At 34.1% G+C, this 14,769-nt stretch carries 17 protein-coding genes; 9 read left to right on the forward strand and 8 right to left on the reverse strand.

All coding sequences use genetic code 11. From position 1 onward, the window contains the following. The first annotated feature begins 78 nt into the window (after positions 1-78). From GYW75_RS05070 to citX, 6 genes are all read left to right on the forward strand, one after another. Positions 79-918: a fumarylacetoacetate hydrolase family protein gene (locus tag GYW75_RS05070; protein ID WP_174798670.1), complete on the forward strand. Its 840-nt coding sequence runs from the start codon at positions 79-81 to the stop codon at positions 916-918. Positions 919-928: 10 nt separating this feature from the next. Beyond that, entirely contained in the window at positions 929-1,963 is a 1,035-nt protein-coding gene (gene citC, locus GYW75_RS05075) for a [citrate (pro-3S)-lyase] ligase (RefSeq protein WP_065589425.1), read from the forward strand. Between the two features lie 21 nt (positions 1,964-1,984). Further along, the gene (gene citD, locus GYW75_RS05080; RefSeq protein ID WP_065589424.1) at positions 1,985-2,275 is read left to right on the forward strand and encodes a citrate lyase acyl carrier protein; all 291 of its coding nucleotides are present in this window, start codon (positions 1,985-1,987) and stop codon (positions 2,273-2,275) included. Continuing rightward, positions 2,272-3,159, forward strand: a complete 888-nt coding sequence (gene citE, locus GYW75_RS05085; protein ID WP_034914409.1) for a citrate (pro-3S)-lyase subunit beta — start codon at positions 2,272-2,274, stop codon at positions 3,157-3,159. Before citD ends, citE begins: the two co-directional genes overlap by 4 nt. 12 nt (positions 3,160-3,171) lie before the next feature. Then, positions 3,172-4,701 (forward strand): citrate lyase subunit alpha, encoded by a 1,530-nt coding sequence (gene citF, locus GYW75_RS05090; RefSeq protein ID WP_065589423.1) that lies wholly within the window; start codon positions 3,172-3,174, stop codon positions 4,699-4,701. Between the two features lie 76 nt (positions 4,702-4,777). Next, complete coding sequence (gene citX / locus GYW75_RS05095; protein WP_065589422.1) at positions 4,778-5,329, forward strand: citrate lyase holo-[acyl-carrier protein] synthase; 552 nt, start codon at positions 4,778-4,780, stop codon at positions 5,327-5,329. 77 nt (positions 5,330-5,406) lie between these two features. On the opposite strand, the gene metB is transcribed toward citX, so the two are convergent. After that, positions 5,407-6,573: a cystathionine gamma-synthase gene (gene metB, locus GYW75_RS05100; protein WP_174798671.1), complete on the reverse strand. Its 1,167-nt coding sequence runs from the start codon at positions 6,571-6,573 to the stop codon at positions 5,407-5,409. Positions 6,574-6,750: 177 nt separating this feature from the next. On the opposite strand from metB, the gene metJ reads away from it, so the two are divergent. Next, a complete protein-coding gene (gene metJ / locus GYW75_RS05105) occupies positions 6,751-7,062 on the forward strand; it encodes a met regulon transcriptional regulator MetJ (protein ID WP_034914400.1) in 312 nt (103 codons plus the stop codon). A 90-nt stretch (positions 7,063-7,152) separates the two neighbouring features. On the opposite strand, the gene rpmE is transcribed toward metJ, so the two are convergent. The 5 genes from rpmE to GYW75_RS05130 all read right to left on the reverse strand — a co-directional run bounded on the left by rpmE (position 7,153) and on the right by GYW75_RS05130 (position 11,056). Further along, the gene (rpmE, locus tag GYW75_RS05110; RefSeq protein WP_034914396.1) at positions 7,153-7,368 is read right to left on the reverse strand and encodes a 50S ribosomal protein L31; all 216 of its coding nucleotides are present in this window, start codon (positions 7,366-7,368) and stop codon (positions 7,153-7,155) included. Between the two features lie 141 nt (positions 7,369-7,509). Next, positions 7,510-8,562: an outer membrane-stress sensor serine endopeptidase DegS gene (degS, locus tag GYW75_RS05115; RefSeq protein WP_174798672.1), complete on the reverse strand. Its 1,053-nt coding sequence runs from the start codon at positions 8,560-8,562 to the stop codon at positions 7,510-7,512. Positions 8,563-8,674: 112 nt separating this feature from the next. Beyond that, complete coding sequence (locus tag GYW75_RS05120; RefSeq protein ID WP_065609090.1) at positions 8,675-10,048, reverse strand: Do family serine endopeptidase; 1,374 nt, start codon at positions 10,046-10,048, stop codon at positions 8,675-8,677. Between the two features lie 79 nt (positions 10,049-10,127). Then, positions 10,128-10,532, reverse strand: a complete 405-nt coding sequence (locus GYW75_RS05125) for a YhcB family protein (protein ID WP_065561406.1) — start codon at positions 10,530-10,532, stop codon at positions 10,128-10,130. Positions 10,533-10,594: 62 nt separating this feature from the next. Beyond that, positions 10,595-11,056, reverse strand: a complete 462-nt coding sequence (locus GYW75_RS05130; protein WP_174798673.1) for a DUF721 domain-containing protein — start codon at positions 11,054-11,056, stop codon at positions 10,595-10,597. Positions 11,057-11,648: 592 nt separating this feature from the next. On the opposite strand from GYW75_RS05130, the gene GYW75_RS05135 reads away from it, so the two are divergent. Next, complete coding sequence (locus tag GYW75_RS05135) at positions 11,649-12,080, forward strand: DUF3597 domain-containing protein (RefSeq protein ID WP_174798674.1); 432 nt, start codon at positions 11,649-11,651, stop codon at positions 12,078-12,080. A gap of 105 nt (positions 12,081-12,185) precedes the next feature. On the opposite strand, the gene pth is transcribed toward GYW75_RS05135, so the two are convergent. Then, positions 12,186-12,770, reverse strand: coding sequence for an aminoacyl-tRNA hydrolase (gene pth / locus GYW75_RS05140; RefSeq protein WP_174798675.1), 585 nt, complete (start codon positions 12,768-12,770; stop codon positions 12,186-12,188). Positions 12,771-12,845: 75 nt separating this feature from the next. Further along, positions 12,846-13,793 carry a ribose-phosphate pyrophosphokinase gene (locus GYW75_RS05145; RefSeq protein WP_034915766.1) on the reverse strand — a complete coding sequence of 316 codons (948 nt, stop codon included), beginning with the start codon at positions 13,791-13,793 and terminating at the stop codon, positions 12,846-12,848. A gap of 253 nt (positions 13,794-14,046) precedes the next feature. Here GYW75_RS05145 and trmB point away from each other — a divergent pair, with 253 nt between their 5' ends. Further along, on the forward strand, positions 14,047-14,751 hold the full coding sequence (gene trmB / locus GYW75_RS05150; RefSeq protein WP_065561444.1) for a tRNA (guanosine(46)-N7)-methyltransferase TrmB: 705 nt from the start codon (positions 14,047-14,049) through the stop codon (positions 14,749-14,751). Positions 14,752-14,769 lie beyond the last annotated feature (18 nt).

Below are 14,769 nucleotides of genomic sequence, written 5' to 3' on the forward strand. Positions count from 1 at the left end.
AACAACCTTGGTTTATACTAAGGTTGTTCATTTTTATTTAATATTTACAATTAACAAAATAGCTTTTAAGGAGTTTTCATGAAGCTTGTCAGTTATCTTGTCTCTGGTAGAGCAAGTTTTGGTCTTCTTACTCACAACGGTATTGTTGATTTAAAGCAAAAATTAGGTGATAAATATGCTGATTTAAAATCACTACTTGCCGATAAAGAAGGACTATCTATTGCCAAAACCTACCTTAATGCCCCAAGTGACATTGATGAACAAGATATTACTTATTTACCCGTTATTCCAAATCCAAATAAAATCTTGTGTGTTGGTATGAACTATGCCGAAAAACGAGCAGAATTTAATGAAACCTGTTCAGCACCAACGCTTTTTGTTCGTTTCCCTGATTCTCAAACAGGTCATAAAACCAACATTATTAAACCAGCTATTACTAATGAGTTGGATTATGAAGGAGAATTAGCTATTATTATAGGTAAAGCTGGTTTTCGCATTAAGCAAGAAGATGCGTTATCATATGTAGCTGGCTATAGCTGTTATATGGATGGTTCTATTCGCGACTGGCAATATACTTGGTTTACCGCAGGTAAAAACTGGCCTAGCACTGGTGCTTTCGGTCCATGTATTACAACAAGCGATGAAATTCCTGATCCAAAAGTATTATCTTTAACTACTTATTTAAATGGCGAGCAAATGCAACATGATTCAGTTAAAAATCTTGTGCATACTGTGCCTGAATTAATTTCTTATATTAGTACTTTTACACGTTTATCTCCAGGTGATGTTATTCTTACTGGATCACCAGGTGGAGTTGGTAAAAAACGTAATCCTCCAGTATTTATGAAAGATGGCGATACAATTGAAGTCGAAATTACAGGAATTGGTCGACTAACTAATTATGTAGTAGCTGAATAGAGGTAAATTTATGTACGATTTAGTTGATTATGCCGTTGTTGATATTTCTAAAGCAGAACAAGATTATAAAGAAGTTAAACAGTTGCTATCTCGCTCTGATCTTGATCTGGATTCACAAGTTACTGTTTTTATGGTAGCTAAAATCAATGAACAAATTATTGCTTGTGCAGGTATTGATCGCAATATTATTAAATGTGTTGCTATTGATCCTAATTATCGTGGCAATCAACTAAATCTAACCTTGATGGATCATGCAATAAAATATGCCAATGAAAACGGCTATTTTCATCTTTTTCTATATACAAAACCCGAAAATATAGATTTTTTTAAGGGATGTGGGTTTTATCCTATTGTTGAAATAACAGATCTTGTTGTCCTAATGGAAAACAATCCAGTTGGAATAAGGCAATATTGTAAACAACTAAGCACGCAACAAAAAGAAGGGAGCAAAATTGGTAGCATTGTTATGAATGCTAATCCTTTCACTAAAGGCCATCAATATCTTATTCAATATGCTGCAAGTCAATGTGATTGGTTGCATGTTTTTGTTGTCAATGAAAATGCATCGCTATTTTCATTTGATACACGTTTGAAGTTAGTTAAAGATGGTACTAAACAGATACAAAATGTGACGGTACATGCAAGTTCTCCTTATATTATTTCAAGAGCAACATTTCCAACTTATTTTCTAAAAGATAAGACAAAAATCGATCAGGCCTATATGGGTATCGATCTGCTTATATTCCGAAATTATATTGCTCCAGCGCTTAATATTAACTATCGATTTGTTGGAACTGAACCCTATGACGAAGTAACGAAGGCTTATAATGAAGCGATGTCTTATTGGCTTGAAGATAAAGCAGTTAGTAATCACTCCGCAATTACCTTTGTTGAAGTTCAACGAATAACCGAAGGTGATACTATTGTATCAGCTTCATTAGTAAGAAAATTATTGGCATCAGGGCAGTATGAAGAGGTAAAAAAACTAGTTCCATCTACTACATGGGATTACCTTTCAGCTAATTTGGATAAATTTAAAATTTAATACGTTTTAAAAGGTAAAAAAATGAAAATACAAAAAGAAGCCATGGCGGGGACTCTTGAATCTAGCGATTTGTTAGTCAAAGTCATGCCAAACACGGGAATTGAAATTGTTATTAATAGTGATGTTAATAAACAATTTGGCGATCAAATCCGTGCGGTTGTTAATCAAACTTTAAATGAGCTTAATGTAACCGACGGTTTAATCATTATTGATGATAAAGGTGCACTTGATTGCGCTATTAAAGCTAGAGTTCAATGTGCAGTTTTACGTGGCGCAGAAGAAGAAAACTTAGATTGGAGTAAATTACTATGAAAAAATTACGTCGAAGTATGCTATTTCTTCCAGGTGCAAACGCCGCTATGTTATCAACTTCGTTTGTTTATAAGCCTGATTCAATCATGTTCGATCTTGAAGATGCCGTTTCAATTAAGGAAAAAGATTCAGCACGTTTATTAGTTGCACAAACTTTACTTCTTCCTGTTTATAAAGAGCATGGGATTGAAACAGTAGTACGAATCAACGCACTTGATACTCCATTTGGTTTAAAAGACCTTGAAGCAGTTGTACGAGCGGGTGTTGATGTAGTACGTTTACCTATGACTAACTGTGCTGAAGATATTCATGAGTTAGAAGCCCATGTTGAAAGAATCGAAAAAGAGTGTGGGCGTGAAGTTGGTAGCACTAAATTAATGGCTGCAATCGAATCTGCTCAAGGTGTTGTTAATGCCGTTTCTATCGCTAAATCTTCTCCACGTTTAATCGGTATTGCGCTAGCTGCATTTGACTATCTTGTTGATATGCAAACTGAACGTGGCGATGGTACAGAATTATTCTATGCTCGCTGTGCAGTATTGCATGCAGCACGTGTGGCTAAAATTGATGCTTTTGACGTTGTTTACTCTAATGTTAATGATGATGAAGGTTTCTTGAAAGAAGTCAGCTTAATCAAAAAATTAGGTTACAACGGTAAATCGCTCATTAATCCTAGACAAATTGACCTGCTCCACAATGCTTATGCTCCAACAGCAGCTGAAGTTGAACATGCTCAAAAAGTAGTTGAAGCAGCAGAAGAAGGAGAAAGAAAAGGCCTTGGCGTTATTTCTCTAAATGGCAAAATGATTGATGCACCGATTATTGCTCGAGCTAGAAAAGTTATCGAGTTGGCTAAGTATTCTGGTGTACGTAAAGAAATTTGATAGGATTGAAAAATGACTACTTCTATAAACAAAAAAATTGATGATTTGCTTAAACAGCACCCTGATCTCAAGAATATTAAGCCTTTTGTTGATGCTAACGCAACAACTCCATATTTAAAAGATGAGTCTAAATACACGCGTAAATTGTGTGATTCTATTGAGCAAGCAATTAAAAAATGTGAATTGCGTGATGGAATGACTATCTCTTTTCACCATGCATTTCGTGAAGGCGATAAGGTTATCAACAAAGTTGTTGAGACTATCAGTAATTTAGGCATTAAAAATTTGACGCTAGCTTCAAGTTCTTTATTAAGCTGTAACTCAGCGTTAATTCCTCATATCGAATCTGGTGTAATTACTAAAATTTATACCTCTGGTTTACGCGGTAAATTAGCCGATGCGATTTCTCACGGTTTAATGGAAAACCCAGTCCATATCCATTCTCATGGTGGACGTGTAAAACTAATCCAAAGTGGTGAAATTAACATTGATATCGCATTTTTAGCTGTATCAACCGCTGATGAACAAGGTAACGCTAATGGTGTATCAGGAAAATCACAATGTGGTGCTCTAGGTTATGCTATGGTTGATGCGCAATTTGCTAAAAAAGTTGTACTATTAACTGAGGATATTGTTGGATATCCTAACCATCCAGCAAGTATTCGCCAAGATCAAGTTGATTATATTGTTAAAGTTGATGAAGTGGGTGACCCAACTAAAATTAGTGTGGGCGCAGCGCGTATAACTAGCAATCCACGCGAACTGATGATCGCTCGTTATGCAGCTGATGTTATTGAACACTCTGGTTATTTTAAAGATGGTTTTTCAATCCAAACTGGTTCTGGTGCATCGTCAACTGCAGCAACTCGTTTCCTTGAAAATCGCATGCGTGCGAAAAATATCACTGCATCATTTGCTTTAGGTGGTATTACAGCAAGTATTGTTGATCTTCACGAAAAAGGATTAGTTAAACGTTTATTAGATACTCAAAGTTTTGACGGCACTGCGGGGCAATCTTTAGGTAAAAATAAAGATCATATCGAAGTTTCAACTAATGTTTATGCAAATCCTGCCTCAAAAGGTGCAAGTGTTGATGAGCTTGATATTGTTATTTTAAGTGCGTTAGAAATCGACCTTGATTACAATGTTAATGTATTAACTGGTTCTGACGGTGTAATGCGCGGTGCTTCTGGTGGTCACTGTGATACAGCTGCTGGTGCAAACTTAACAATTGTTGTTGCGCCACTCATTCGTAGCCGTATTCCAACAGTAATTAAAAAGGTAACAACATTAGTTACTCCTGGTGAGAGCGTTGATGTGCTAGTCACTGACCATGGTATTGCTGTTAACCCTAATCGTCCAGAAATTGCTGAACGTTTAAAAGCAGCTAATTTACCAATTATGAGCATTGAAGAGCTTTATCAACGTGCTGTGTCTTTAACTGGTGAACCAAAACCAATCGAATTTAATGATAAAATCGTTGGTATCGTACATTTCCGTGATGGCTCGGTTATTGATGTCGTACGCCAAGTTAAAGATTAATTTTAATCTTTATTAATATAGTAATAGCCTGACATGTAAAAGTGTCATGCTATTACTTTTCTATTTGATGAAAAAAATGCAAATTAAATTTGATGATGGCACTCCTATTACCCTTGAGCAAATGCTACTAGCCAAGGAAAAGCGAGTTGAAAACCAAAAGCATGCAATGACATGCTATAAATATCCAATCATATCATTAAGCATAGTTATTCCTGGTCCTATAAAAAACAGTAGCGGAGCCCGTTATCTTTTTGACGAAGCAATTAAAGCTTTACATCTCTGTTTTTTACAAAACGATATAACAATAATCAATGAAGATCATTTCCATTACATTACTGGTTCAGAAGCAATCATAGCAATTAAATGTTCAGCTAAAACCCTAAAAAAATATTGTATTGAAGTCGAAAATAATCATCCCTTAGGGCGTTTGTGGGATATTGATGTTATTGACATTGTTACACAAAATAGCCTGTCACGTTCTCAATTCGAAAATCAACCAAGACAATGTTTGGTCTGCAATGAAGAGGCAAAAATTTGTGGTAGAGCTAAACGGCATTCAATTGATGAAATTTTTACCGCGATAAAAAAGAAAATAGAAAATTTCAGAAAGAATAAAACATCACTTTAATAAAAGTGCAAATAATAGGTTGATGAAATAACATTACAGCATTATATCATCAATCCTTTTTTAATCTAAAAATTCAATTAGATTGTTTCAAGTGCCTGCTGTAAATCAGCTAGTAAATCAGTAATATCTTCTAAACCAACTGAAATACGTAATAGCTGATCTGAAATACCCGCTGTTTTTCGTGCTTCTGCACTAATACCTGAATGTGTCATTGTTGCTGGGTGGCAGACAAGACTCTCAACGCCACCAAGTGATTGAGCTAATGTAATAATTTTAAGCGCTTTTAAAAACTTAGGCATTACATCGGCATTTCCAACCAGTTCAAAACTTAGTAACGAGCCAAACCCTTTTTGTTGTTCTTTAGCAATATCATGCCCAAGATTAGATGGTAAAGAGGGATGAAATACTTTTGCTATTTTTGGGTGATTAACAAGAAACTCAACAACTTTTTGGGCATTTTCTTGTTGCAAATTAACACGTGCAGCAAGAGTTCGTAACCCACGCAATAAAAGATAACTATCAAATGATGAAGTAAGCGTACCAATATTGTTGGCCCACCATAAAACATCTGTAGCAAGCTGTTGGTCTTTGAAGACTAAAATTCCCGCTAATAAATCCGAATGCCCATTTAAAAATTTGGTACAAGAATGGCTGACTATATCAGCACCAAGCTCCAACGGTTTTTGTAAAATTGGCGTCATAAATGTATTATCTACTAAAACCAAAGATCCAACATCATGTGCTTGTTGGGCTATTTTCTTGATATCAACAACACGAAGTAATGGGTTACTTGGTGTTTCAATCAATACTAATTTAGGATGTAAATTAAGTGCTTCTTGTAAAGCTATTGCATCGGACTGATCAACAAATTTCACTTTAAAATAGCCTTTTTGGCTTAGACTATTAAAAAGTCGATAGCTGCCGCCATAACAATCATGAGGAGCAACAACTAAGTCATTTGGCGCTAATAAAGCAACACTGATAAGATGAATTGCTGACATGCCACAGTTTGTTAAAATAGCATCTGCACCACCTTCTAATTTCGCAACGGTTTCTTCCACTAATCGCCGACTAGGATTAGCTTTTCGTGCATAATCAAACTTTCTTGGTTTTGCAAATTCTTCATAACGATAACAAGTAGATGGTGTAATAACAGGTACAACACTACCATATTGCTCATCAGTATTAATCCCACCACGAACAGCTATTGTTCCTTGGCTTAAATTGTTGGTTTGACTAACCATAATAATATTCCTCTAAATAATACTTTACTTACTTCAACAACAGATTGTATAAGAATAACACATTCAATAAGGACGTCAACATGTCTAGACGTCTAACTATCTTGGTGTGTAGATTGCAGAAAAATAAAAAAAACGTTAGAATTGCCCACATTATTTGTGATGTAATTTGGTGACAAGATGATGGAATGGAATGGCGAATATATAAGCCCTTATGCTGAACATGGTAAAAAAAGCGAACAAGTAAAAAAAATTACAGTATCAATTCCGTTGAAAGTTTTAAAAATATTGACTGATGAACGCACTCGCCGACAAGTCAATAATTTACGTCATGCAACAAATAGTGAATTATTGTGTGAAGCCTTTCTTCATGCTTATACCGGTCAACCTTTACCTTGTGACGATGATTTACAAAAAGATCGTGAAGACGGTATTCCTAAGCAAGCTAAAAAGATGATGCAAGATTTAGGTATTAATCCCGATTTTGATTGATTATTAACTAAAAAACTAATTTTGAAAAACAAAAGGCGCTTATGCGCCTTTTCAATTATTATTAATTTTGGGACATGGTTTTCCGAAAAATTATTTTTTACCACCAACCATAGCAAAACGTTGTTTGAACTTATCTACACGTCCACCAGTTGCAACATCACGTTGTTTACCAGTATAGAATGGGTGACATTCGCCACATACGTCAAGATGAATATCATGACCAACAGTAGAATGGGTTTTAATAACGTTACCACAAGAACAAGTTGCTGTAATTGCAGTATATTCTGGATGAATACCTTCTTTCATAATGAACCTCTAAAGTTTTTCGTATCGCTATATAAATGGCCATAAAAGCAAAATCTATACACCATACGAGTGTTAAAAAAACATGATAAGACAGCAGATTATACGGCCAATAGTCGAGTTAATCAAGAAATAAAAGAACAATTAAACAGGTAATTGACCTATTGTTAATTGCAGTTCAATCTTTTCCCCATTTCGCTGAACTATAATGGGGACAATTGTACCAGGTTTCAACTCAGCTATTTGATCCATTGTTTCAACAATTGATTTAACAGGTTTATTATCTACCATAATCAGAATATCATTAGCTTGTATTCCCGCTTGTAATGAAGGACCTTCCGCTCTGGTGACTAAAATACCTAACACCACTGGCATATCACTTGGATTTTGAGTTGGTGCAAATTCTAATCCATCAATTCCTATATATCCTCTAATAACTTTTCCATCGCGAATTAATTTATTCATGATTTTAACTGCTAATGCAGTTGGGATAGCAAATCCAATTCCTTCAGGAATATCATTGCCTAGATTTTTTGCAAAGGTAAGAGTATTAATTCCCATTAATTCACCTTTGCTATTTACTAGCGCTCCACCTGAATTGCCATGATTTATTGATGCATCAGTTTGAATAAAATTTTGCCTTCTGTATGGGCTCAATCCATCACGACCTGTAGCACTGATAATACCTTGTGTAATAGTTTGCCCTATATTGTAAGGGTTCCCTATGGCTAATACGACATCACCAATTTTAGGTTCGCGTTGAGGATTTATCAATATAGTGGGGATATTTGAAGCCTCTATTTTTAATACCGCTAGATCAACAAGTTTATCTGAGCCTACAGATAAAGCTTCAAATATTCGTCCATCTTGCAATGCGACGATAATTTGTTCTGCATCTTCAACTACATGATAATTAGTAACAATATACCCATTCCCATTCATAATTACTCCAGAACCGAGCGGAGTTATTGGACTATCTTGTGATTCCTGAGAAAAAGAATTAATTGAGCGGCTATAAATATTAACTACTGCAGGGGCTGCTGTTTTAACAGCACTAGAAAAACTTAATGGATCATCATGAAAAATTGAAGTTGGAAAATTTGATTGGTTTCCTTTTTGTAAAGAAGGAAAAATAATCAATAACACAATAGCTAAAACCGTTCCAATTAATATTGGCCATAGAATTTTTTTGAGCATTAGTTTCAGAATTGTAATGGGAAGAATAATGAAGATTTTAACACATCTATATAAAGGTTAAAATTAAAGTTTTCGTCGATGCTAAAGCATCGACGATATAAAAAATGACTAATTATCGTAAAATTAAATATAAACGACTATCACCACGAATTATATTTAATGCAATTACTGATGGGTGACTATCAATAATTTTTCTAAGATCTGCAATATTAGTTACTCGTTCTTTATTAACTCCAGTAATAAGATCTCCCTCTTGCAAACTGAGTCGAGACGCAGGCGAATTTTTAGCAATACTTTCTATTAAAACACCTTTTTGGCCTTTAATTTCACCATTGCTAAGCGTTGCACCATCAAGAGCAGAATGTAGCGATTTCGCATCCGTTGTTGTCTCGTCGCTATTTTTTAGTTTTACATCGACAGATATTGTTTTGCCATCTCGAATTAAACCTAGCTTAACAGTTCGCCCTGCTCCAGTTGTCGCAATTTTTGCACGTAGTTCAGCAAAACTATCAACTGGTTTACCATCCATCGAGACAATAATATCGCCAGATTTAATTCCTGCTGCTTGTGCGGCTGAATTCTCAATAACTTCACTAACAAAGGCTCCTTTTTGAACATCAACATCAAACGCTTTTGCTATATCCGATGTCAATTCATTACCTTTGATACCAAGCACGCCACGTTTTACTTCACCAAATTCTATAAGCTGAGAAGTTAAACTTTTTACCATGTTACTAGGAATTGCAAATCCTATCCCTACATTACCACCACTTGGAGCAATAATTGCGGTATTTATACCAACAAGCTCACCATTTAAATTCACAAGAGCCCCACCAGAGTTACCTTGGTTAATTGAAGCATCTGTTTGAATGAAGTTTTCAAAACCATTCATATTAAGTCCACTACGAGCTAAAGCTGAAATAATCCCTGAAGTAACAGTTTGACCAATGCCAAATGGATTACCAATAGCAACAGCATAATCACCAACACGTAAATTATCAGAATCTGCTAATTTAATAGCTGTTAATTTTTTGGCATCATCGATTTTAAGTAATGCTATATCACTTTGTGGATCCTTACCGATTAGTTTTGCTTTAAATTCATGCCCATCGTTTAGAGCAACCGTAATTTTATCAGCACCATCAATAACATGATTATTCGTAACAACATAGCCTTTTTCTGCATCAATAATCACACCAGAACCTAAACCTGTAAACGCCCTTGATTGGCTATCTGGATAACCAAAAAAACGTCTAAATTCTTCTGGCATATTATTTTGCATTTGAGCTGTTCCTTCAACTTTAATACTAACAACTGATGGTAATACAGTTTCAAGCATAGGCGCCAAACTTGGCAGTTGCGTATTATTATCGGTTGAGGCAGGAGGAAAAGCTGCATAAGTATTCGGAAGTACAGATAAACTTATTCCTAAACTTAAAGCTAAAATACTTAATAATTTTTTTTGTTGTTTTAATGAATTAATCATCTCAGAACTCTCGCTTTTACAAAAATTTACACTCTATAAAATTGCTTGAATATTAAGTAACGGAGAATAAAATCATTGGTTAAGATTTATTTTCATCCGTTTTAAATAAACCTGAAGAATCATCAGAATAATCTCTAGGCTGCTTATCAAGCGTAATTTCTTTTGTTTCGTTAGAATCTGTATTTGAATCAAAATCTAAAGATTGAATATTACCACTATCCATAAATTGACTGGAGTTTTCTGCCATATGTTGATAAAGGCGACGAAAATCTTTAGCCATATTATCCAATATTTCTGCACTATGTGAAAAATGTTTAGCAATCATTTGTTTTTGGGCTATTAATTCATCTTTTGTTTGATCTAACTCTTGTTTAACTTTGGCATATTTACGTGCCTTAGGACTAATAACACTAATAAAAATGAAACAAATAATAAAACCAATCACGAATCCAATTATAAGATAAGTAAGCATACCTTTATCCATTATTCACTCCTTATATCTTTAAGATATATAATTTTATAAAATTGAAGACTAATTATCAGCGCTTATTTTGCATGGTTAGCAAGTTTTATCAATTGTTTTTTTAACTTGTCTGGTGCATTTTCTGCTAATGCAGATAGAAACATTGCGCTTTTTTGTGTCATCACACTTGAAGTTAAAGATGACTTATCACTTTGATAATTGCTCTGTGACCACCTCACTGAAATATCTGGATTAATCTGATATTGAATAGAAGATAAGGATGGTAAAATAATTTTTCGTATTTCAGAAATTAAATTGCTTTGTTCATATTTCAATCTAGTTAACCAACAAGCTGAGCTAACCTCTAAAATCAACACACCTTGGCGATAGTTAGCAACTCGGCATTGTTGATTTAATGGTGAAGGCAATAAATCATAAACAATTTTAGCTAAAGAGCATAATGCATTAGTTCTATCTTGAATCTTAGACAGAGAAGAGGCTTGTGTCAAAATTGACGTCAACATTTGTGGTTCGTTATAACGCATAATTATGCCTTTTATTAAAAAATAGTAATAACTAAAATGCAAAAATATTTTCCACCAATGTTTAAGTAATTTATCTTATTTGAATGAAAAAGTCCCTTAAAAAAAGAATATTTTCACTTAATTAACACTTTATAAAAAGTTCACAAATAACTCAAAATTAGAAGAACAAAATAAAAAACTGGCAAATACTATTAATATAATATCTGCCAGTTTTATAAAAATGAAAGCTAATTATAAAGGTTAGCTTTGATTATTCCACTTATTTTCTCTAATAAAAGTCCATAAAACAATAGCACAAATAGCATGGCCTAGCCTTAATCCAATAGTATCAATAAAAAGATTATAATTGGTTGACCAATTGTATAAGTCAACTGGAAGGCACTTACTACCTCAATTCAGTTAATATTAGAAAAATATTTAAAATAATTGTTTTATATCTTAGTAAACACTTTATCGTAATACAGAAAATGCTATTAATGTGTAATAATTTTGACATTACATTCTTTTAAGCGCTATATTGAATGTGATCTTTTCTACATCTATATCGTTAAGCAGTTTTTTTAAAGCAGTTTAAATTTAAAGGAGATGTAATATGAACATTTTAAATAACATTTTTTCTAAAGTATTTCCAAATGCTCAAGCAAAAGTAGATAATGCTGTTGATGCTGTGAAGGATAAAGTTGAAAATATCACCGCATCTGTTAAAAATACAGTATCGAGTGGTTCAGAGAAAGTCCAAGATAAAGTAGAGCAAAGCGCATCTGAAACTAATGTTGATGTTTCCTCTATTCTTGAGAATTTAGCTAAAAAGCACCCTGAAACGCTTAATTGGAAAACATCTATCGTTGATCTATTGAAATTATTAGGTATAGATAGTAGTTTAGATGCACGGAAAAATTTAGCGAAAGAACTGAATTATCCAGGCAATACTGATGATACCGCAGCAATGAATACATGGTTAATTAAAGAAGTAATGAAAAAAATTGCTGAAAAAGGTGGTAATGTAACCCATCTTTTTTCTTAAAAGAGTATATTAAGACAATTAAATCCACCTAATATTTTAGGTGGATTTTTTTATTAAAGTGGATATTTATTGATTTTTACGTTATTGAAACATTCAACAATTTAACTAAGCTTTAAAAGCATGTAACTTGTTCATTGCAACGTCTATCCCATCAGACAATAAGATATCTGTACAACGCAAAGATTCGTCAATAGCTTTATCAATTAATTCCTGTTCAGGTTTAGATGGCTTATTTAAAACATAACCAACAACTTTATTTTTATCACCAGGATGTCCAATACCAATTCTTAACCGATAAAAATTTAAATTATTTCCCAATTTACTAGCAATATCTTTTAGCCCATTATGCCCACCATGACTACCACCAAACTTAAGTTTAGCTATTCCGGGATTTAAGTCGAGTTCGTCATGTGCAACTAAGATCTCTTCTGGCTTTATTTGGTAAAATGTCGTCATAGCTTGAACAGCTTTACCACTTAAATTCATGAAAGTAGTTGGAACTAATAAACGTACATCATGACCTGAAATGTTGATTCGTGATGTGTAACCAAAAAATTTTTGTTCATTTTTTAATGATTGATTATAACGTTCAGCCAATTGCTCAACAAACCACGCACCTGCATTGTGCCTTGTTGCTGCATATTCATTTCCGGGATTGGCGAGTCCTACAATCAGTTTTATCGTTGTCATAATATTTTTATTGTCACTAGATTTTATCGATAAAAATGCCCCAAAAAAGGGGCATTATACCAATGATAAAATAGGTTATTGATGGAACATTGCTGAAATTGATTCTTCGTTACTAATTCGACGAATTGCTTCAGCAAGCATACCTGATAATGTTAATTGGCGAACATTTTTCAATGCTTTTACTTCAGCCGTTAATGGAATTGTGTCACAAACAACAATTTCATCAATGGCACAGTTTTTAATATTACTTACTGCTTTACCTGAAAATATCGGGTGGGTAGCATAAGCAAATACTCTTTTGGCACCTCGAGCTTTTAAAGCATCAGCTGCTTTACAAAGTGTTCCAGCAGTATCAATCATATCATCAACTAAGATACAATCTCTATCAGCAACATCGCCAATAATATTCATCACTTCTGCTTCATTGGCACGTTGACGACGTTTATCAATAATTGCCATATCAGTATCATTAAGTAGTTTAGCTATCGCACGAGCACGCACCACTCCGCCAATATCAGGGGAAACAACAATTGGGCGATCAAACTCACGTTGTAGCATATCTTCTAAAATAACAGGGCTACCAAATACATTATCAACAGGCACATCAAAGAAGCCTTGAATTTGTTCGGCATGAAGATCAACGGTTAATACCCTATCGACACCAACAGTTGATAGAAAATCAGCAACAACTTTAGCAGTAATAGGTACACGAGCCGAACGAACTCGACGATCTTGCCTTGCATAACCAAAATAAGGAATAACAGCAGTAATACGACCAGCAGATGCTCGGCGCATTGCATCGATCATAACTAATAATTCCATTAAATTATCATTGGTAGGAGCACAAGTTGATTGAATAATAAAAACATCTTCACCACGGACATTTTCATTGATTTGGACATTAACTTCACCATCACTAAAACGGCTTACCACAATGTCACCAAGAGAAGTATAAAGACGATTAGCTATACGTTTTGCTAGTTCTGGTGTGGCATTACCAGCAAAAAGCTTCATATCAGGCACGAGAAATCCTCAAGCATGTATTCATGATTACTTTATTCGTAATCGGTTAAACTGGGGCTATAATTATATAATCATTTATCGATTATGCTCAACTACAATATAAAAATATATTGAAAATATTTGATATATTTTTATAAATCATTAAATAAAACAATTTGGCCATAAGATGCTTTTGCTGTGAACTCAAAATCGAGTAAACTAACTAACAAACCATTCTTTGGCTTTAATAAATTCCACAACAAAAGTAGATAACGTGATGAACGAACAATTAAACTCAGATAACGAAAATATCAAATCTAAAAGAACCATTCGTAGTTTTGTTTTACGGCAAGGTCGTTTAACAAAAGGCCAAGAACAGGCATTAATAAATTTATGGCCGGTATTTGGTATTGAATATGATGCAAATTCACCAATGGTTTTTGACTCTAACAAACAGGTTGTTCTTGAAATTGGATTTGGTATGGGTGCTTCGTTAATTGAAATGGCTAAAAATGCACCAGATAAGAATTTTTTAGGAATCGAAGTCCACAAACCTGGCGTTGGTGCTTGTTTGATGGCAATTGGAGAAAATCAATTATCAAACTTAAAAGTGATGTGTCACGATGCTGTTGAAGTATTAGAAAATATGATCCCTGATCATACATTAGACAAAGTACAAATTTTTTTCCCTGATCCTTGGCATAAAGCAAGACATAATAAGCGCCGCATTATTCAACCCCAATTTGTACAGTTAATTCGACAAAAATTAAAATTAGGTGGAATTTTGCACCTAGCTACCGATTGGCAACATTATGCAGAACATATGTTAGAGGTTTTAACCCAAGCTGAAGGTTTTGAAAATTTATCACCAAGCGGTGACTATATTCCGAGACCTGATGATAGACCAATTACTAAATTTGAAAAACGAGGTCAAAATTTAGGCCATGGCGTTTGGGATCTTCAATTTGTAAACAAATAATTATGCTAAGGAGCCACT

It is taken from the genome of Gilliamella sp. ESL0232 (assembly GCF_013346885.1).
GTDB lineage: Bacteria > Pseudomonadota > Gammaproteobacteria > Enterobacterales > Orbaceae > Gilliamella > Gilliamella bombi.